Source organism: Pseudonocardia sp. P-1, assembly GCF_058111925.1.
Map to the genome: position 1 here is coordinate 4,458,601 of NZ_CM176614.1, position 19,141 is coordinate 4,477,741.

The window sequence follows — 19,141 nt, forward strand, 5'->3', positions numbered from 1 at the left end:
AGCGCGGTCGGTCCCGCGGCCCGGCCCGTCGGGCCGATCCCAAGCCCAGTCAGGACACCATGAGCAGCGTTCTCATCGTTTCCAGCATCCGCTGGGAGTACCTGTGGCAGCGGCACCAGGCGTTCGCGCGTGCCGCGGCCGAGTCCGGCTGGGACGTCACGTTCCTGCAGCCGAGACCGCGGAACCTGCGTCAGGTGCTGACGTATCGGGGGCGGCACCGCACCCCGCCCGAGCCCGGTCCGGTCAACGCGGTACCCAACGGGGTCCGGGTCTGCGGGCCTTCGGGCTGGCTCCGTTTGCGTGAACGGTTCGACCTGGCCGTCGTCTACCTCCCGGACGCCGTCACCGAGCTGCTGCTGACCCGGCTGAATCCAGGGGCGGTCGTCTACGACGCGGTCGTCGACTGGGCAGCCGTGCCGCACTCATGGTTCCCGCCGGCCGGATGGGCGGCCACGGAACGGCGGCTGGCCCGTCGCCGGCGCACTGTCGTGACCACCGACGCTCCGGGTATGCGGACGGTACTGGCGCGGCGAGGGATCCACGCCGATCTCATACCGCCCGCCGCAGACCCCGATTTCGAGGGTCTCGCCGGCGGAGTCCCCCATGCCGCACGTCGTGACCGGGTCCTCTACTTCGGGGCCGTGCGCGACGAGGTCGACTCGGACCTGCTGATGGAGCTGGCGACGGCGGGCGTGCCCGTCGACGTGATCGGGACGGTCGAACGCTCCGAGGTCCGCGCCGGGCTCACCGCCGCCGGGGTCGTCGTGCGCGGACCGGTCGGGCTCGATGAGCTCGCACACCGGTGTGCCGAGTACAAGGTGGTCGTCCTGCCGTACCGCGGCGCGCGCGCCGCGACGATCGTGCCGGCGAAGTACTGGAACGCGGTCGCCGCGGGCGGCTGGGTCCTCACCCGTGGGCTGTACCTCGGCGAACTCGGGGGCGCCTCGACCGTCGATCTCGGGTCGGAACCGGCGCCCGGACGGGTCCGCGCGCTGTTCGCCACCCCTCCGCCGGCACCCGTCGTGCCGCCCTCCTGGGTCGCGCGCTGGGCGGACCTCACCGAGGTGGCCGGTCAGGAGCGAGATGTCCCGGCCACCTGACGACGTAGGACCGGGGACCGGGCGGGCCCCGGTCCCACCGCCCCGCACCTGGCCGGACCGCATTCGGGAGCTCGGCCAGCTGGCCCCGCTGTCCACCGCGGTCCTCGCGGTCCGCCGCCGGGAGCCGCGGATGCTCCTCAGCAGACGGACCCGGGTGCGGCTGGCGCGCGGAGCGGTCGTCTCCGCCGCGGCGCGGCTGTGGGTTGGACGCCAGTGGCTTGGCGGCGCGCTGCTGCCGGGCCACGTGGTGCTCGGCCGGGGTGCACGGTTGGTCGTCGAGGGCCGGTTCAGCGTGTTCACCGGTTGCCGGATCTGGGTCGGGCCGGGCGCGGAGCTGCGGCTGGGGCGGGACGGCTACCTCAACGGGGGGGCCCGGGTGGTGTGCTCGGGCTCGATAACGATCGGCGACGGGTGCGCGATCGGGGAGGGCTTCTCCGTCCGGGATTCCGATGGCCACCGGCTGAGCGGCTCTGACGGCGGGGTGCGGCCCGTCCGGATCGGGAACCGGGTCTGGCTGGGCGAGGACGTCACCGTTCTGCCCGGGGCGGTCATCGGCGACGGCGCGGTGGTCGGCGCGCGGTCCGTCGTCAGCGGGGCGATCCCGGCGCGGTCCCTGGCCGTCGGCGTCCCGGCCCGGGTCATCCGCGACGACGTCGACTGGTGGGGGTGAGCGCCGTGACCGAGTCCCCGGGTGTCCCGTCGCGCTCTCACGCACCCGAACGGGTCCGTCCCAGCCGCCGGCGTGCCGTAGGCGCGCTGCTCGACCGGAGCGCGGCCCCGAACCAGGCGGTCGTCAGCTCGACGTCGCTGTGCGCCACCGTCGCCGCGTCCCACCTGCTCGACCTGCACGGGCTCGGTGTGTTCGCCTCTGTGCAGCTCGTCCTGCTGCTGGGCGTCGGCCTCAGCCGCAGCGCCTTCTCGGTACCGGCGATGCTCGAGGGCGCCACCGGTCATCCGGTCGCGGAGGTCCGGGGTCGGGTGCTCGGCGGGGGAGCCGTAGCCGTCGTCGTCGCCGGGATCGTCGCGGCCGTCACGGCGGGTGCGGCACAGGAGGTCTCCCTGGCCGTCGCGGCTGCAGTGCTCCCCGCGGTCTACTGGGACGCGGTCCGGGTGCACTTCCAGAGCGAGCGTCGCTTCGCACGCCTACTGGCCGGCGATCTCGTCGCTGCCGCGGTGACGACGGCCTGGATCGCTGCCGCCGTCGTCGGAGCCGCGGTGCCGTCGGGGACCGTCCTGGCGCTCGGGCTCGGGCTCGGGCCGCTCGTCGCCGCCTGCGTGCTCCTGACCCCGTGGTCGGCGGCGTGGTCGTCCTGGCGGCGTCCCTGGCCCACCTCGATCACCAGGAACTTCGCCGGCGACTTCACCGTCTCGGTCGGTGTCGACTACGCGTTGGTCCTGGCCGGTGGTGTGCTGCTCAGCCTCGCCGCCGTCGGCGGGCTGCGTCTCGCCCAGGCCGTGTTCGGGCCGGTCACAGTCCTGATGCTCGCCGTCGACGCCTCGTTGCTGCCCGTGCTGCGTGACCAGCCCGGAACGGTGCGCGACCGCCTGCGCGTCGCGCTGCGCTGGTTCGGTCGGGTTGCGCTGGCGGCGATCCTGCTCGGCGTGGCGCTGGCCGTGCTCCCGGTCGATGTCGGTGTCCTGCTGCTCGGCGAGGGGTGGGCGGTCGGCGCCGGCGTGGTCGGAGCGATCGCGGCGCGCCAGGCGGCCCTCTGCATGGCGTCGGCGGGCAGCATGGCCCTGGCCACCAGCCGCCGGTCCGGGACGGTGCTGTGGATCAGGCTGAGCTGTACGCCGGTGGTGGTCGCCGTCGCACTGTCCGCTCTCGCGGCCGGGGGCCTCGGCCCGTTCGTGTGGTCGCTCGCCGTCGTCTACTCCGTGATGGCCGGGCTGCTGTGCGCCGCGGCGTGGCGGGCCGGTGCTCAACTCGACCCGGCACCACCCTCGCAGGAAGGACGTTCGTGAACACTGTCGAGATCTCGGGGATCGTGGTCGCCGACGCCGGCCCGGACGAGGTGGTCGCGGCCGCCGTCGCCGCGATCCGCCCCACGCCGTCTCCGGCGCCCCCCCGCGCGCTCTACGCACTGCACATCGGCGGGCTCAACCACGCCCGCGACCGGGCGTTCGTGACGGCGATGAACGGTGCCCACCTCACCTACGCCGACGGTGCTTCGGTCGTTCTACTGGCCCGGCTCGCCGGCGCCCGGCGCGTCGCGCGGTCCAGCACCACCGACGTCGGGGTCGCGATGCTCCGGGCGATGCAGGCGGAACTCGGGCAACCGTTGCGGATCGCGGTCCTCGGCGGACCACCCGGTCTAGCCGAGCGGGCCGGGGCGGTCCTCGTGAACCTCGCCGGGGTCACGCTCTGCCACAGCACCCACGGGTTCCATGAGGACTACGACCCGGTGCTGGCCGAGATCGCGGCCGCCCGCGCGGACGTCCTCGTCGTCGGGATGGGGATGCCGCGCGAGGCTCTGTGGACCGAGCGGCACCAGAGCCGTATCACCGCCCGGGTGGTGGTCACCTGTGGCGGGTGGCTCGGCTTCCTCGCCGGGACCGAGTCGCGTGCTCCGTTGTCGCTGCAGCGGTTGGGCCTGGAGTGGACATGGCGCCTCGCCCAGCAGCCGCGTCGACTGGCGTCCCGCTACGCGCGTGGTGTCGGCACCGTCGTCGTCACCGGTGTCCGCCTGATCGGGGCCCGTGCCCGGCGGCGCGACCGGGGCCGTGGATGACCCGGGTCCCAGGTCCGGAGGTCCCCGACGACCGGGGGACGCACCGGCTCGTCGGCGGGGTCCGGCTCGTGCGGTGGTACCCCGTGATGTGGGCGCTCGGAGCGGGGGCGGCCTTCTGGCCCCTCGCGGCCGTGACCACGGTCCGGCGGGTACGGGGGGTACGGCTGCCCGCGGTCGAGACGTCGGCACTCGCCGTCGTTCTGGCACTCGTCCTGTCGGCGGGGGTCGGTGCCGCGGCCGGCTTCCTGTCTGTGGACCGGATCGTCGGAGCCGCCGCCAACCTCTCGGTCTGGGGCGCGCTGCTCGGGCTGCTCTGCGCCTTCGCGACGCCCCGCAGGGCCGACGTACGGGCCCTGGTGAGCGCCCTGATCGGTCTCGGTGTCGTGCACTCGGCCGTCGCGTTGCTGGCGCTGGCCCGGTACCCCGCGGACTTCCCCGTTCCGGTGACCGGTGGGCTCGCCGACTCGTTCCCGGCCGGTGTCGGCACGTTCATGACCAACCAGCTGGTCGGATCGAGCTGGCTGGACGGCGAGATCCTGCGTACGAACGGCATGATGGGTGAACCGACGTGGTCCGGCGCGGTGTCCGGGCTGACGGCGCTGCTGCTCCTGTCCCGGCTGCGCCGCCCGGCGGGGGCCCGCGAGTTCGTGGTGATCTGCGCGGCGCTGGCGGTGTGCGTGGTGAACGTGTACTTCGCCTTCAGCCGCTCGACGCAGATCGCGCTGGGCGTCGCGCTGCTGTTCGCCGCGCTGGTACTGCTCTGGCGGTCCGCCGTCGTCGGCCGGGTACTCGTGGTGATCATCGTAGCCACGGTCGTGGTGCTGCTGTTCGCCGGATTCCCGACGCTGCTCGCCACGGTGGACCAGCTGAACCAGGCACGGGAGGGCTCGTCCGAGACCAGGGGAGCCATCTACCGGGAGACCTGGAGCCGGATCCGCGAACTCGGCGTTCCGATCCTCGGCTACGGACTCAAACCACCGGGGGACGGACTGGTCGCCAGTGTCGCGACACACAGCGCCTACCTGGGAATGCTGTTCCGGGGCGGGCTGCTGGGCCTGGCTGCGTTCGTCGGCTTCCTGCTGCTGTCGCTGCGGGAGTCCCTACGAGGCCGGTCTGTTGTGCCGCCTGCCTGCGTGGTCACGGTGCTGATGTGGTCGATCTTCGAGGACTTCGACGGGGGGCATCTCGTGCCGCTGTTCGTGGTCGCCGCGGTCTGCCTGGGCCGGCCCGGTGGCGAGGACGACGGGTCGAGTCCGGACGGCGTCGTCGATGCTTCCCCGCCGGTCGCGCCCGCAACGACGAGTACATCGACCTGGAGACGACCGGTATGACCCGACGCGTTCTGATCGTGTCCTCAGTCCGTTGGGCCTTCATGTGGCAGCGCCACCACGCCGTCGCCCGCGCGGCGGCCGAACGGGGGTGGGAGGTCGACTTCCTCGAGCCTCGTCCCCGCTCGCTCCGCCAGGTGGCGGTCGGCCTGCGACGGGCGCTGTCCGGTCGCGGCCCGGACACCGTCGGCCGGGCCCCGGAGGTCGACGGTGTCCGGGTCATGGCGTGGCACCGGCTGCTGCGGTTGCGACCCGGTTACGACGGTGTGCTGGTCTACCTGCCCGGCCGTGTCACCGAACGGCTCCTGCGTCGCGCCGCTCCGCGCTGGATCGTCTACGACGCGGTCCTGGACTGGTCGTCGGTCCCCGCGCGCTTCCATCCGCCGCGGGACTGGCGTGGTTCGGAAGGCCGGATCTGCGCCGACCCACGGACCGGCGTCACCGTGGACAGCCCGGGAATGGCCGAGCGGCTACGGTCGCGGGGGATCGAGTCGACGGTCGTCGAGCCGGCGGTGGACGACGAGTTCACCGCCGTCGGCCGTGCGTTCTCCGAACGGTCGGACCGGGCCGTCTATTTCGGGACGGTCGGACCCGCTACGGACGCCGGGGTGCTCGTCGCGCTGGGACGAGCCGGGGTCGGGGTCGACGTCATCGGGCATGTTCCGGACGAGAAGGTCGCCCATGCGCTGCGCGCGGCCGGCTGCACCCTGCACGCCCCCGTACCGATCGCCGAGCTGGCCGGCCTCGTCAGCACGTACAAGGTCGCGCTGCTGCCGTACACCGGTGGGCGGGTCGACCACCTCGTCCCGGCGAAGCTGTGGAACTGTCTGGCTGGCGGTGGCTGGGTCGTCAGTTCGGGACTGCGGCTCGACCACGTCTCGGCTCCGAACCTGCGCGCATCCGACGGCGACGAAGACGTCACGGTCGAACTGGTGCGGGAGCTCATGGCGGGACCGGCACCGCGGCCAGGACGTGTTCCGACGTGGTCGGACCGGTGGGAGGAGATCCTCGGTTCGGTTCCCGCCCACGCCGGCGGGCCGGCTCCGCGACGGGACGCTCCGTGACCTGCCGGCGACGGCAGGATCTGCTCAGCGCGGTGGCCGGTCCCCTCCCGTCCGGGCTGCGCAGGCTCCTGCTCCGGCGGGCCGGGCTGTGGTACGACCCGTCCTGCGTCGTGTTCCCGGGTCTACGGATCGCCGGCGATGCGGGGGTCCGTCTCGGGCCGCGTGTGTTCATCAGCTACGACGCCTATCTGGACTGTGCGGCCGGCATCGAGATCCGGGCCGACGCCGAGATCGGGGACCACGTACGGATCATCACCTCCCAGCACGAGATCGGGCCCCGCGACCGGCGCTCGGGGCGGCCGGTGCCGCGCGCGGTCGTGGTGGGCGCCGGTACATGGATCGGCTCGGGGGTGACGATCCTCCCGGGGGTGACGGTCGGCGACGGCTGCGTGATCGCGGCGGGCTCGGTCGTGACTCGTGACTGCGAGCTGGACAGGCTCTACGCCGGGGTCCCGGCGCGTGCCGTGCGCCGGCTCGGGGCATGACCGGAGTCATCGACCGGTTGCTGCCACGCGCTCGCCGCGGGCGGCCAACTCGCCGACCGCCATGAGTGGCCGCAGTCCCCGGCCGATCTGCCGCAGCTGCGACCCGTAGAACCCGATCACCCGGTACTTCCGGTACCAGTCAATCGGGCCGCTGCGTGTCCGCTCCCAGACGACGTCGTGGGGGATGTCCGGATCGTCCTTGAAGGTGTCCATCAACCGCTCGGCCGAGGCCCGACGGAACACTGCGGCCACCGCCCGGACCAGTCGTGCCGCGGTGCCCGAGCGACCCCCGGGCGCCGCTGCGCGGGTGAAGGCGCGTGCGGAGTAGGGCTGCTCGACGTAGGAGACGACCAGCGGTGGCGTCGGCAGCCCCGCGACGGCCTCCAGCGTCAGCCGCCGCGCCAGGCGGTGGTCGGGATGGTCCAGCGGGAACCCCGGGACGAGCACGGTGGCGGCCTGGGCGAACGCGGCCGTCAACGCCGCGACCACGGCGGCGTCGCCGGCTCCGTCGGGACGACCGCGGTGCTCGTGGTCGGGGAAGGCCAGCCACCGGGGTATGACGCCGAGTGCACCGCAGGCGCGCGCGTCCTCGGCGCGTCGCCCACGGGCGGCGGCGCCCGCACTCGCGAAGCCGCAGCGGGCGTCGAACGGTCGGCTCGGCGACCCGTCGGCGGGATCGTTCGCGAACACGGTGAGGACGGTGACGTCCGTCCCGTCACGCGCCGCCCGGGACAGGGTCGCCCCGAGGGAGAGGACCGCGTCGTCCAGGTGCGGAGACACCACGACCACAGGTGACCGGAGTGTGGCGTCGTGCCGGTCGCGTGAGTCCATCGTCATCTTCCTGACCCGCCCGGTCCGGCGTCGTCCGCAACGCCGTCCGGGGCGTACACCCGCAGCCAGGCCATCTGCATCCGCGTCCGTTCCGGGGTCGTCCGGTCCGGTGCCGGCAGGAAGTCACGCAGCGGACCGATGTCCTGCTGGACCGCCAGGTTCATCGGCCCGGGCGGGAAGGTGGTGGTGTCGGACGTGTGGAACACCGTCCGCCCGTCCACCGAGACCGCGATCCGAGTGGGCGTCCAGTCGACGGTGAATCGGGTCCATCGTGTCAGGTCCGCCGTGACGCCCACCCCGGCCTGCGCGTTCCTGTCCCCGTGATGGAGGGTGACGTTCGTCGAGTGACGCGTCTCGTCGACCACCTCCATCACGTTCAGCTCGCCCCCGGCCGGCCAGTCCTCGGCGGTCGGCCAGAGCAGCACCCCCGGGAGCACCCCGCGTCCCGGATCGGCCCGGGCGCAGAACTCCCAGCGTCCGTACCGCTGGGACAGTGCCGACGAGGCCCCGCCCGAGGTACCCGCCGTCGTGGCGATCGTCAGGACGCCGTCCGCCACGGTCAGGTTCTCGGGCCGGTGCGTCCCGACCCCCTCCGACGTCGGTCCCGAGTAGGGGAACCAGCGGGTCGGATCGAGCGTGTCGCCGTCGAACTCGTCAGACCAGCTCGGGGCCACCGGCCCGACGGGTTCCGACACGCACGGCACCGCGCCGGGGGCGGACTGGAAGTCCGCGTCCGGCTCACCCGGGCCGGTGCAGGCGGCCAGCGCGGCGACCACGAGAACGCCGACGAGCCCGGGCCGGGCGCGGCGGGAAGGGCCGGGCGGTTGCATCATGGTCCCGTCATCGTGCACGGCCCCCGCACGGCCCCGGGCACGGGCCCCAGTTCGTCCGAATGGGGTCGGAACCGGAGCCTGTCGTCATCAAACTTGATGATCTCGGGCTGTGAGCCCGTTCAGTGGAAATGCGCGCGGCCGTCCGCGCGACTGAACGGTCGAGGAACGACCCGGAGGGCAGCATGACGTCACTGATGGAGCGGGGCGGTGGATCCGACCTGCCGCCGACACCGCGGCGCTCGCCCCACGCCGGTGCGGTGGCGCGTCCGCCACACCGGCCGCAGCGGCCGGGAGCGGAGGACCGCTTCCGCGTGCTCATGGTCTGCACGGGCAACATCTGCCGCTCGCCCGCTGCGGAGCTCCTCATGCGGAACATGCTCGTCGGGCGGCTCGGCGGCCGGGAGGCCGGCCGGATCCAGGTGTCCAGCGCCGGCGTCGCCGCCGCCGTCGGCCGGCCGATGCATCCGTTGTCCCGGGCGCAACTCGCCCCCTGGGGCCTGGACTCCCGCGCCGCGGGCTTCCGTGCACGTCAGCTCGGCGTCGACCTCGCCACCGGTGTGGACCTCGTGCTGGGTGCCGGCGTACGCCACCGCTCGACGGTGCTGGAGCGCCACCCGCACCTGCTGGACCGGACGTTCACGATGCGCGAGTTCGCCAGGCTGATCGCCGTCGCCGAGACCGCGGCGCTGCCGCCGGACACGGTCGCGCGTGGCCGCGGGCTTGTCGCCGCCGCCCGGGCAGCCCGCGGGACGGTCCCACCGGCCGACGACACCGTTCCGGACCCGATGGGGGGTAGGGCGCAGGCCCACCACGACGCCGTGCGGCTCATCCTCGACGCGGTGCACGAGATCGTCGAGGCGCTGGCGCCGCGGACGGCCTCCCGGCGGTAGCGAACACCACACGTCGTGTTCGACACCACCTCCGGTACGCCTGAGGGTGTACTCGTCGGGAGTGTCCATGTCGGCTGAGGGCGATCATCGGATGGAAAGGACGTCGGTGGCGGTGATCACCCCCGAACATCGTGGCCTGATCGCGACGACGTCACGACGGAGCGTGACTACGACGTCGCGGTGCCACGGTCGTGGGGGTGGCCGATAACGGTGGATCACCGCTGACCGACGATGGGGGATGTGGAGATTCATCAGACCCCGCTCCCCGGATCGGCTCTCATCGACCTGAAGCGACTCTCCGACGACCGCGGGTTCTTCGCCCGCGCGTTCTGCGAGCAGGAGTTCCGCGACGCCGGGCTGGACCCGACGATCACCCAGTGCAACCTCTCGTACAACCACGAGGCGGGCACCCTGCGCGGCTTCCACTACCAGCTGGAGCCCAACGCCGAGGTCAAGGTCATCCGCTGCGTCCGCGGCGCGATCTTCGACGTGATCGTCGACCTGCGCCCGGACTCCGACACCTACCTGCAGTGGTTCGGTGCCGAGCTGTCCCAGGACAACTACCGGGCGATGTACGTGCCGCGGAACTTCGCGCACGCCTACCTCACCCTCACCCCCGACGCGACGACGATCTACCAGGTCTCGACGCCCTACACCCCGGGCGCCGAGCGCGGCCTGCGCTGGAACGACCCGGCCCTGGACGTCGAGTGGCCGCACGCGGTCGACCACGTCTCGGACAAGGACGCGAACTGGCCGCTGCTGGCCGACAACGCCGACTTCCCGTCGGTCACCGGAGCCCGCTGATGCTGATCCTCGACACCGCCCTCGCGAAGCGCGCCGCCGAGAACCGCCCGATCCGGGTCGGCCTGGTCGGCGCCGGGTTCATGGGCCGCGGCCTGGTGAACCAGATCGTGAACTCCACCCCTGGGATGGACGTCGTCGCGATCGCCAACCGCACCGTCGCCACCGCCGTGCGCGCCTACACCGAGGCCGGGCTCGAGCCGGTCGAGGTGTCGACGACCGCGCAGGTCGAGGCGATGGTCGCGAAGGGCGTCCCGGCCGTGCTCGGCGACGCGTTCGCGCTGCTCGCCGCGGAGAACGTCGACGTGCTCGTCGACGTCACCGGCGCCGTCGAGTTCGGCGCCCGGGTCACCGTCGCCGCGATCGAGCGCGGGCTGCCCGTCGTCACGATGAACGCCGAGCTCGACGGCACCGTCGGCCCGCTGCTCGCGCACCGGGCCCGCGCCGCCGGGGTCGTCCTGACCGGTGCCGACGGCGACCAGCCCGGCGTCCAGGCCAACCTGCTGCGCTTCGTGCGCGGCATCGGGGTCACCCCGCTCGTCGCCGGCAACATCAAGGGCCTGCAGGACGAGTACCGCACCCCCACCACGCAGCGGGCGTTCGCCGAGAAGTGGGGGCAGGACCCCTACATGGTCACCAGCTTCGCCGACGGCACCAAGGTGTCGTTCGAGCAGGCGATCGTGGCCAACGCGTTCGGCTTCACCGTCGGGAAGCGCGGCATGTACGGGCGTGACCACGCCGGTCACGTCGACGAGCTGACCGCGGCCTACGACGTCGACGAGCTGCGCGAGCTGGGCGGGGTCGTCGACTACGTGGTCGGCGCCAAGCCGGGCCCGGGCATCTACGTGCTCGGCACCCACGACGACCCGAAGCAGCGCCACTACCTGAACCTGTACAAGCTCGGCGAGGGCCCGCTGTACAGCTTCTACACCCCGTACCACCTGTGCCACTTCGAGGTCCCGAACACCATCGTGCGGGCCGTCGACTTCGCCGACGCCGCGCTGAGCCCGCCCGCCGGGCAGCGGGTCGACGTCGTCGCCACCGCCAAGCAGGACCTGAAGGCAGGACACACGGTCGACGGGCTGGGCGGCTACGACACCTACGGCGTCGCGGAGTCCTCGCCGGTCACGCGCGCGGAGCGGCTGCTGCCGATGGGCGTGGCCGAGGGGTGCACGCTGGTGCGCGACGTCGCGAAGGACGCCGTGCTCACCTACGACGACGTCACCCTGCCCCCGGGCCGGCTCGTCGACGCGCTCCGCGAGGAGCAGGAGAAGCTGTTCGCCTGAGCGGCCCGCAGGCCGCGGCGCCGGGTCAGTAGGCGCCGCGGCTGCGGAGCACCGCGCCGACGGTCTTCCACAGGATCAGCAGGTCCAGTGCGGGGGTCCAGTTCTCGACGTAGCGCAGGTCGAGACGGACCGACTCCTCCCACGTCAGCGAGCTGCGTCCGCTGACCTGCCACAGGCCGGTCATGCCGGGCTTGACGAGCAGGCGGCGGCGCGCGTCGTCGGCGTAGGTGGCGACCTCACGGGGCAGCGGCGGGCGCGGCCCGACCAGGCTCATCGATCCGCCGAGCACGTTGAGGAGCTGCGGCAGCTCGTCGAGCGAGTACTTCCGCAGAAACGCCCCGACCCGGGTGACGCGCGGGTCGCGACGCATCTTGAACAGCGGGCCGTCGCCGTGGTCGTTGGCCAGCGACGCCAGCCGCGCCTCGGCATCGACGCACATCGACCGGAACTTCAGCATCCCGAAGGTGCGCCCGTGCGTGCCGACGCGCTCCTGGCGGAAGAACACCGGGCCGCCGTCGCCGAGCTTCACCGCGGCCGCCAGGACCAGGAACAACGGCCCCACCAGAAGCATCAGCAGCGCGGCGACCGCGCGGTCCGCGACGTACTTCACGATCTTCGACGCGCCGGAGAACCGCGGCTCGGACAGCCGCAGCAGCGGCATCCCGTCGACCGGCGTGATGTGCATGCGCGGCCCGGCGATCTCCATCAGGCCCGGGTCGACGGCGAGCTCGGTCTCGGAGCCCTCGAGGTCCCAGGCGAGGCGGTGCAGCCGCGTCGGGCCCCAGCCGGGCGAGCGGCAGATCGCGACGACCCGGTGCCCGCCGTCGCGGGCCAGACCGGTCACCGCGTCGAGGTCGCCCAGCACGGGGACGCCGTCGACGACGTGGCCGCCGCCGGTGCCGGTGCCGGTCGGGGTGCACACCCCGGTGACCCGCCAGCCGAAGTACGGGTCGCGACGGGTGCGGCGGATCAGGTCCGCCACGCACGCCTCCTCGCCGACCGCCAGCACCGGGGCCAGACCCCGGCCCCGGCCGCGCTGCACGTGCAGCATCTTGCGCAGCGCGAACCGCACGCCCAGCAGCGCCACGCCGGTGCCCGGGACGAGCAGGAACACCCACTCCCGCGACGAGTCGACCATCAGCGCCAGGCCGCCCAGGGCCAGGGCGACGTCGGCGAGGACCACGGCCCGCCCGAGACGGACGAACTCCGTGGACCCGGTCCCCAGCACCCGGCCGTCCCAGGCTCGGGAGACCGGCAGGGCCACGGCCAGCAGGCCGGCGGTGATCAGACCCGAGCCGATGCGCGCCCGGTCGGCCGCCTCGAGGCCGGTCAGCCCGACCAGCACCGCGACCGCGGTCAGGAGCGCCACCGTCGCGAGGTCACCGAGGACCACGAGGGCGGTGAACCGGCGCTGCCACCGTGGGGTGCCGGGCAGCGGATCGCGCCTGCCCCCGGCCGGTGTGGCGACCCGCGGACTCGGGACGGTCCGCTCGGACAGGCGGGAGACGTCGTGGTGGGTGCTCACAGGACTACGTGCTCCTCGGGGCGGGAAGAAAAGGGCCACGGACCGCTGGGGTCGGCGTCGTCGCCCGCTCGGTGCCCGGAGTGCACCGTTCGCTGCTCCTGCTTTCGACAGGCGGACGCCTACCGTTAGCGACCGCTCCCTCACCCGCGCGCAAGTTGCGCCGTTCGCCGTAATCCATGCGAGGGGTTGTCATCAGGAGTGACGATCGCGGCGTCTCATCAGAATTGAGTAACGCCGACGCCGCCGGATGCGACAGGTGATCGAACGATCATCCTGCGTGAGGAGGCAACGGGTGCCGTTGCGCCGCTTCGACCGGACGTCCTGGCCCGAGCACGGCCCGCACCGCGACCTGCTCGACCTGCTCGACGACGTCCACGTGCACCACGGCTGCCCGTCGGAGCGTGTGCTCGCGCGCCGGCTGCGGACCTCGACCGCGCGGGTCCGCGACGTCGTCCGCGGCCGTGCCCTGCCCGGCGACGCCGTCGGGGTCCGGGACCTGGTCGCCGCACTCACCGCGCCGGGCCGGGTCAATCCGGCGACGGCGGACCGGGCCGAGGCCCTCACGGTCGCGGCCCGCCGCGAGCGCGACGGCGCCGGACCCTGGCCCGCCGGGCGCCGGACGGGCCGACCGCTCTGGTCGCCTCCGGGCGTCGCTCCGGCGGCGGGTCCCGCGACGACGGGCACCCGCCGGACCGCGGTCGCCGCGCTCCTGCTCGTGCTCACCGCGGCGGTCGCGACGGCCGTCGTGCTGTCGGGGCACCTGCCCTTCTGACCCCCCGCCCGGTCGCGGGCTCGGGGCGGACCCGACCACCGAGACCGGCGACGACCGCGTCGATGCACTGCTGTGGGTCAAGCGCCCCGGCGAGTCCGACGGGGCCTGCCGTCCGGGGGAGCCCGCCGCCGGGCAGTGGTACCCCGAGTACGCCCTCGGGCTCGCGCAGCGCCAGGCCGGCTGACCCGCCCGGCGCGGCCGCTCAGTGCCGGCCGCGCCGGACCAGCTCCCGCGCCGTGCGCACGACGATCTGCGCGTCGAGCCAGAGCGACCAGTTCGCGATGTAGTAGTTGTCGTGCCGGACCCGGTCGGCGATCGAGGTGTCGCCGCGCAGCCCGGAGATCTGGGCGAGCCCGGTGAGCCCGACCGGGACGCGGTGGCGGGCGGTGTAGCGCTCGTGCTCGGCGGAGAAGCGTTCGACGAACGACGGCCGCTCCGGGCGCGGCCCGACCAGGCTCATGTCCCCGCGCAGGATGTTCCAGAGCTGGGGCAGCTCGTCGAGCGAGGTGCGGCGGATGAGCCTGCCGACCGGGCCGACCCGGGAGTCGCCCGCGATGGACCACCGGGTCTGCTGCTCGCGCTCGTCGGCCGGGCGCATGCTGCGGAACTTCAGGACGGTGAAGGGCCGGTTGTCCAGGCCGATGCGTTCCTGACGGAAGATGACCGGCCGCCCGCTCTCGACGAGTACGGCGAGGGCGACCGCGACCAGCAGCGGTGAGGCCAGCGCCAGGGCCAGCGCGGACACCACGACGTCGCCCAGGCGCTTGAGCCGCCAGGACAGCCGGTTCCTCGGGTCCGCGGGCAGTCGCAGCAGCGGGATGCTGCGCAGCCGTTCGACGCCGGAGTGGTCGTGCACCAGCTCCGAGAGCCACGGCAGCAGCAGGACGCCGAGCCCGTCGCGGCGGGCCTCGATCGCAGCGTCGAGGACGGCGGCGTCGTCGACGCCGTGGCAGGCGAACACGACGACGCGCACCCGGTGCCGGGCGGCGGCGTCCCGGATCCGCGCGGACAGCGCCGCCCGCTCGCGCGCCACCAGGAGGTCGAGGTCCTCGGAGAGGACGTGGCCGAGTGGGCGCAGGCCGTACTCGGGGTGGGCGCGCATGGTCTCGTCGAGCTCCACCGCCCGCGATCCGGTGCCGACGATCAGCGTGGGCTCGCCGACGGCCCACCGGACCCGCAGCAGCCGGGCGGCGAACAGCACCGCGGCGCGCAGGGTCAGGGCGACGAGGGTGGCCAGCAACACGACCTCGACCGGCCCGGCGACGTCGATGCGGGTGTCCAGGTTCTGCTGCAGGGCCATCGCCCCGGCCAGCACGAGCCCCATCGTCACGACGAGGGCGGCCAGCTCGCGGGGCAGGTCGTCGAACCAGGACAGACGCAGCCGGGAGCGGTGCAGACGCGCCGCCGAGCGCACCGCGAGCAGCAGCGCGGAGGCGGCGACGACGCCGTCGTGCCCGGTCGGCGCGACCACGACCGCGGCGGTCCCGACGGCGACGACGTCGGTCAGCACCAGCACCGTCCGGACGAGGCTGACCCGGGCGGCCAGCCTGCGCACCGGCGCGGGGGCGGAGGAGGTGTCGGCCCGGGCGGGTGGTCCGACCGGGCCGGGGCCCCGGGGCGTGACCGGCCGCCGGAGCAGGGGCCGGTGATGGGTACGGGGTGTGGCGCGTGCGGGGCGACGGGCCTGCGTCGGTCCGGCGCTCACGGTCGGCCGGCCGCGCGGAAGGTGTACTGCGACAAGAAGATCCACATGATGCGCCGCCCGTTCGTGCGACGGAGCGTTGCGGTGGATGGTGCGAGCGATGTCACGATGAGTAACCACCAATCGCGAGGCGCGGGCCGGAGCGGCGCACGGCGTTAACCCATTCAGAGGTATTGCCTGAGAACTGGCCGCACACGTGGCGAGGTCGTCGTGCACGCTACGTGCGTTACAGCAGCGAACGTGGGATTCGCATCACTCGTTTGCCCTGGTTGTCTTCTCAAGAAGACGAGCGCTGCGTGACGACAAGTGCCACAACGGAACCCGGGTCGATGCCGTCGATCGACCACGGAGAGTCAGGACCCGGACACGCCGTCGGTGGTGACCACGAGGCCCGCCGTCGCTGTCACCGCGGCGAGGACGGCGGCGCCGTACCGGGCTACGACCTGAACTGATCCGCGACGGCCATGACGTACTCGCCGTAGCCCGAGCCCGCCTGCTGCGCCCCGAGGGCGTGGCAGGCGGCGGCGTCGATGAAGCCCATCCGCAGGGCGACCTCCTCGACGCAGGCGATACGGATGCCCTGGCGGTTCTCCAGGACGCGGACGTACTGGCCGGCCTCCATCAGGGACTCGTGGGTGCCGGTGTCGAGCCAGGCGAAGCCGCGTCCGAGGTCCTGCAGGCGGGCGCGGCCCTGTTCGAGGTAGGCGCGGTTGACGTCGGTGATCTCGAGCTCGCCGCGGGCCGAGGGGGTGATGCGCGCGGCGATGTCGACGACGCGGTCGTCGTAGAAGTAGAGACCGGTGATGGCGCGGTCCGAGCGGGGGTGCTCGGGCTTCTCCTCGATCGAGAGCAGGGTGCCGTCGGGGGCGGCCTCGCCCACGCCGTAGCGCCGCGGGTCGCGCACCGGGTAGCCGAACAGCACGCAGCCCGCGTCGCCGGAGGCGACCTCGGCGGCGCGGCGGCGCAGCAGGTCGCCGAACCCGGCGCCGTGGAAGATGTTGTCGCCCAGCACGAGCGCCGACGGCCCGCCGCGGACGTGGTCGGCGCCGATGACGAACGCCTCGGCCAGGCCGTTGGGGTGCTCCTGGGCGGCGTAGGTGATCTGCAGGCCGAGCCGGCCGCCGTCGCCGAGCAGGCGCTGGAACCCGGGCAGGTCGTGCGGGGTGGAGATGAGCAGGATCTCCCGGATCCCGGCCAGCATCAGCGTGGTCAGCGGGTGGTAGATCATCGGCTTGTCGTAGACCGGCAGCAGCTGCTTGGACACCGCCGCGGTCAGCGGGAACAGCCGGCTGCCGGTGCCACCGGCCAGGATGACGCCCTTCACCGGACGGTCCCGAGGTGGGCGCCGAGCCCGTCGCGCCACGGCGGCATCGTCACCCCGGCGCGGGTCGCGCGGGACAGGTCGAGCACCGAGTTCGCCGGCCGGCGTGCCAGGTGCGGCCTGTCCGCGCCGTACTCGGCGGTCGACACCGGGCGGACGTCGCCGGGGTCGCGGCCGCAGCGGGCGAACACCTCCCGGGCCAGTCCGTGCCAGCTGACCGGCTCGCCGTCGCCGGTCACGTGGAACGTGCCGTGCCGCCCGGACCCGGCCAGCACGAGCAGCGCCGCGGCCAGGTCGGGGGCGAACGTCGGCCGCCCCACCTGGTCGTCGACGACGGCGGGACAGACCCCGTCGCGGGCCAGCCGCACCATGGTGGCGACGAAGTTGCCGCCGTCGCCGACGACCCAGCTGGTCCGCACGATCACGTGCCGCTCCGGCAGCGCCGCCCGCACCGCCAGCTCCCCGGCCGCCTTCGACGCGCCGTACACCCCGAGCGGGGACGGCGGGGCGTCCTCGGGCACCGGGCCGGGCGCGGTGCCGTCGAAGACGTACTCGGTGGAGACGTGGACCAGCAGGCAACCGTGCTCGCGGGCCGCCGCGGCCAGGTGCGCGGGGCCCGCCGCGTTCGCCCGCCACGCCGCGCCCGGTTCGGTCTCCGCACGGTCGACGGCGGTGTAGGCGGCCGCGTTGACCAGCACGTCGACGCCGGTGAAGTCGTACGCGGCGACGGCGTCGGCGTCGCCGATGTCCAGCGCCGCACGGTCGAGTGCCACCGCGCCGGGCAGTGCGGCGACCAGCGCCCGCCCGAGCTGCCCGTTCGCCCCCAGCACGCACGCGCGCACGCGCCCACCTCCCGATCGTCGGGGCCGACTCTGACACGCTGGCGGGGCCGGACAGTGAGCGGGGAGGGCACGTGCGCATCGTGGTGACCGGCGGGGCCGGGTTCATCGGGTCCTGTTTCGTCCGGGAGGTGCTGGGCGGGGAGCACCCCGAGCTGGCCGGGGCCGGGGTGACCGTGCTCGACGCGTTCACCTACGCCGGCCGGACCGAGAACCTCGCGCCCGTCGCCGACGACCCGCGGCTGACGGTCGAGCGCGGCGACATCCGTGACCCCGGGCGCGTCGCCGAGGTGCTCGACGGCGGTGCCGACCTGCTCGTGCACTTCGCCGCCGAGACCCACGTGGACCGCTCCATCGCCGGCGCCGCGGACTTCGTGACGACCAACGTCGTCGGCACCCAGGTCCTGCTGCAGGCCGCGCTGGACGCGGGCGTCGGCCGGTTCGTGCACGTCTCCACCGACGAGGTGTACGGCTCGATCGCGTTGGGCTCGTGGCCCGAGACCCACCCGCTGGAGCCGAACTCGCCCTACAGCGCGGCGAAGGCGGGCAGCGACCTGCTGGCGCGCAGCTACCACCGCACCCACGACCTCGACGTGGTGGTCACGCGCTGCTCGAACAACTACGGGCCGTACCAGTTCCCGGAGAAGGTGGTCCCGCTGTTCACCACCCGGCTGCTCGACGGCGGCACCGTCCCGCTCTACGGCGACGGTCTCAACGTCCGTGACTGGCTGCACGTCTCCGACCACTGCCGCGGGATCGTCCTGGCCGCCACGGCGGGCCGGGCCGGGGAGGTCTACAACATCGGCGGCGGCACCGAGCTGACCAACCTGGACCTGACCCGCGCGCTGCTCGCCGCCGTCGGCGTGGGGGAGGACCGCATCGAGCGGGTCGCCGACCGCAAGGGGCACGACCGCCGTTACTCCGTGGACTGGTCGAAGATCCGCGACGAGCTCGGCTACGCCCCCCGGGTGCCCTTCGACGAGGGCCTGGCCGCCACCGTGGCCTGGTACCGCGACCACCGGAGCTGGTGGGCGTGAAGGCGACCCCGCTGTCGATCGAGGGCGCCTGGCTGTTCGAGCCGACCACCTTCGCCGACCACCGCGGCTCGTTCACCGCGCCCTTCCAGGGGCCGGGGTTCCGCGACGCGCTCGGGTTCGACCTGACCGTCGCCCAGACCAACCAGTCGGTGTCGGCGCGCGGGGTCGTGCGCGGCGTGCACTACGCCGACGTGCCGCCCGGGCAGGCCAAGTACCTGTACGTGGCCGCCGGCGCCGTCCGCGACGTCGTGGTGGACCTGCGGGTCGGGTCGCCGACGTTCGGGCGGGCCGAGGCCGTCGACCTCGACGCCGCCTCGATGCGGGCGGTCTACCTGTCCGAGGGGCTCGGGCACGCCTTCCAGGCGCTCGCCGACACCACCGTCGTCGGGTACCTGTGCTCGACGTCGTACACCCCGGCGGCCGAGCACGGGATCAGCCCGCTGGACCCGGCGCTCGCGCTGCCCTGGGCCGAGGGGGTCGAGCCGGTGCTGTCCGACAAGGACCGTGCCGCGCCCACCCTGGACGAGGCCCTCGCTGCGGGGGCCCTGCCCACCTGGGACGCCTGCCGGGCCCGCTACGCCGCGCTGCGCGGGTAGCC

18 protein-coding genes and 2 pseudogenes are annotated in these 19,141 nt (G+C 73.7%); 14 read left to right on the forward strand and 6 right to left on the reverse strand.

Annotation, left to right across the window (positions count from 1 at the left end):
* The first annotated feature begins 59 nt into the window (after nt 1-59).
* From AC0GKK_RS21850 to AC0GKK_RS21880, 7 genes and pseudogenes are all read left to right on the forward strand, one after another.
* The gene (locus AC0GKK_RS21850; RefSeq protein WP_489882417.1) at nt 60-1,100 is read left to right on the forward strand and encodes a glycosyltransferase family protein; all 1,041 of its coding nucleotides are present in this window, start codon (nt 60-62) and stop codon (nt 1,098-1,100) included.
* 496 nt (nt 1,101-1,596) lie between these two features.
* Nucleotides 1,597-1,693 (forward strand): annotated as a pseudogene (locus AC0GKK_RS21855) (antibiotic acetyltransferase); the annotation flags it as partial.
* Nucleotides 1,694-1,775: 82 nt separating this feature from the next.
* Entirely contained in the window at nt 1,776-3,062 is a 1,287-nt protein-coding gene (locus AC0GKK_RS21860) for an MATE family efflux transporter (RefSeq protein ID WP_489882418.1), read from the forward strand.
* A complete protein-coding gene (locus AC0GKK_RS21865) occupies nt 3,059-3,829 on the forward strand; it encodes a WecB/TagA/CpsF family glycosyltransferase (protein WP_489882419.1) in 771 nt (256 codons plus the stop codon). Before AC0GKK_RS21860 ends, AC0GKK_RS21865 begins: the two co-directional genes overlap by 4 nt.
* Nucleotides 3,826-5,160: an O-antigen ligase family protein gene (locus AC0GKK_RS21870; protein ID WP_489882420.1), complete on the forward strand. Its 1,335-nt coding sequence runs from the start codon at nt 3,826-3,828 to the stop codon at nt 5,158-5,160. Before AC0GKK_RS21865 ends, AC0GKK_RS21870 begins: the two co-directional genes overlap by 4 nt.
* Nucleotides 5,161-5,177: 17 nt before the next feature.
* On the forward strand, nt 5,178-6,221 hold the full coding sequence (locus AC0GKK_RS21875) for a glycosyltransferase family protein (protein ID WP_489882421.1): 1,044 nt from the start codon (nt 5,178-5,180) through the stop codon (nt 6,219-6,221).
* A 32-nt stretch (nt 6,222-6,253) separates the two neighbouring features.
* Nucleotides 6,254-6,706: an acyltransferase gene (locus AC0GKK_RS21880; protein WP_489882422.1), complete on the forward strand. Its 453-nt coding sequence runs from the start codon at nt 6,254-6,256 to the stop codon at nt 6,704-6,706.
* A 6-nt stretch (nt 6,707-6,712) separates the two neighbouring features.
* Here the strand turns inward: AC0GKK_RS21880 and AC0GKK_RS21885 are convergent, their stop codons facing one another.
* Nucleotides 6,713-7,489, reverse strand: a complete 777-nt coding sequence (locus tag AC0GKK_RS21885) for a PIG-L family deacetylase (protein ID WP_489882423.1) — start codon at nt 7,487-7,489, stop codon at nt 6,713-6,715.
* Nucleotides 7,490-7,539: 50 nt separating this feature from the next.
* The gene (locus AC0GKK_RS21890) at nt 7,540-8,370 is read right to left on the reverse strand and encodes a glycoside hydrolase family 16 protein (RefSeq protein WP_489882424.1); all 831 of its coding nucleotides are present in this window, start codon (nt 8,368-8,370) and stop codon (nt 7,540-7,542) included.
* A gap of 317 nt (nt 8,371-8,687) precedes the next feature.
* Here AC0GKK_RS21890 and AC0GKK_RS21895 point away from each other — a divergent pair, with 317 nt between their 5' ends.
* The 3 genes from AC0GKK_RS21895 to AC0GKK_RS21905 all read left to right on the forward strand — a co-directional run bounded on the left by AC0GKK_RS21895 (nt 8,688) and on the right by AC0GKK_RS21905 (nt 11,347).
* Complete coding sequence (locus AC0GKK_RS21895; RefSeq protein ID WP_489884049.1) at nt 8,688-9,260, forward strand: arsenate reductase/protein-tyrosine-phosphatase family protein; 573 nt, start codon at nt 8,688-8,690, stop codon at nt 9,258-9,260.
* 240 nt (nt 9,261-9,500) lie between these two features.
* Nucleotides 9,501-10,064, forward strand: coding sequence for a dTDP-4-dehydrorhamnose 3,5-epimerase (gene rfbC, locus AC0GKK_RS21900; RefSeq protein WP_489882425.1), 564 nt, complete (start codon nt 9,501-9,503; stop codon nt 10,062-10,064).
* Nucleotides 10,064-11,347 (forward strand): NAD(P)H-dependent oxidoreductase, encoded by a 1,284-nt coding sequence (locus AC0GKK_RS21905; RefSeq protein ID WP_489882426.1) that lies wholly within the window; start codon nt 10,064-10,066, stop codon nt 11,345-11,347. Before rfbC ends, AC0GKK_RS21905 begins: the two co-directional genes overlap by 1 nt.
* Before the next feature lie 25 nt (nt 11,348-11,372).
* Here the strand turns inward: AC0GKK_RS21905 and AC0GKK_RS21910 are convergent, their stop codons facing one another.
* A complete protein-coding gene (locus AC0GKK_RS21910; RefSeq protein ID WP_489882427.1) occupies nt 11,373-12,872 on the reverse strand; it encodes a sugar transferase in 1,500 nt (499 codons plus the stop codon).
* Between the two features lie 292 nt (nt 12,873-13,164).
* Here AC0GKK_RS21910 and AC0GKK_RS21915 point away from each other — a divergent pair, with 292 nt between their 5' ends.
* Both AC0GKK_RS21915 and AC0GKK_RS21920 read left to right on the forward strand, forming a co-directional pair.
* Nucleotides 13,165-13,644, forward strand: a complete 480-nt coding sequence (locus AC0GKK_RS21915) for a hypothetical protein (protein ID WP_489884081.1) — start codon at nt 13,165-13,167, stop codon at nt 13,642-13,644.
* A 64-nt stretch (nt 13,645-13,708) separates the two neighbouring features.
* Nucleotides 13,709-13,828, forward strand: a pseudogene (locus tag AC0GKK_RS21920) (glycoside hydrolase family 6 protein); the annotation flags it as partial.
* 18 nt (nt 13,829-13,846) lie between these two features.
* Here the strand turns inward: AC0GKK_RS21920 and AC0GKK_RS21925 are convergent.
* The 3 genes from AC0GKK_RS21925 to rfbD all read right to left on the reverse strand — a co-directional run bounded on the left by AC0GKK_RS21925 (nt 13,847) and on the right by rfbD (nt 17,509).
* Nucleotides 13,847-15,199 carry an exopolysaccharide biosynthesis polyprenyl glycosylphosphotransferase gene (locus tag AC0GKK_RS21925; RefSeq protein WP_482638136.1) on the reverse strand — a complete coding sequence of 451 codons (1,353 nt, stop codon included), beginning with the start codon at nt 15,197-15,199 and terminating at the stop codon, nt 13,847-13,849.
* A 583-nt stretch (nt 15,200-15,782) separates the two neighbouring features.
* Complete coding sequence (gene rfbA / locus AC0GKK_RS21930) at nt 15,783-16,670, reverse strand: glucose-1-phosphate thymidylyltransferase RfbA (protein ID WP_208819772.1); 888 nt, start codon at nt 16,668-16,670, stop codon at nt 15,783-15,785.
* On the reverse strand, nt 16,667-17,509 hold the full coding sequence (gene rfbD / locus AC0GKK_RS21935) for a dTDP-4-dehydrorhamnose reductase (RefSeq protein ID WP_357440814.1): 843 nt from the start codon (nt 17,507-17,509) through the stop codon (nt 16,667-16,669). The genes rfbA and rfbD overlap by 4 nt, the downstream gene beginning before the upstream one ends.
* A 71-nt stretch (nt 17,510-17,580) precedes the next feature.
* Here rfbD and rfbB point away from each other — a divergent pair, with 71 nt between their 5' ends.
* Together rfbB and AC0GKK_RS21945 are read left to right on the forward strand one after the other, a co-directional pair.
* Nucleotides 17,581-18,543 carry a dTDP-glucose 4,6-dehydratase gene (gene rfbB / locus AC0GKK_RS21940; RefSeq protein WP_489882428.1) on the forward strand — a complete coding sequence of 321 codons (963 nt, stop codon included), beginning with the start codon at nt 17,581-17,583 and terminating at the stop codon, nt 18,541-18,543.
* On the forward strand, nt 18,540-19,139 hold the full coding sequence (locus AC0GKK_RS21945; RefSeq protein WP_489882429.1) for a dTDP-4-dehydrorhamnose 3,5-epimerase family protein: 600 nt from the start codon (nt 18,540-18,542) through the stop codon (nt 19,137-19,139). The genes rfbB and AC0GKK_RS21945 overlap by 4 nt, the downstream gene beginning before the upstream one ends.
* Nucleotides 19,140-19,141 lie beyond the last annotated feature (2 nt).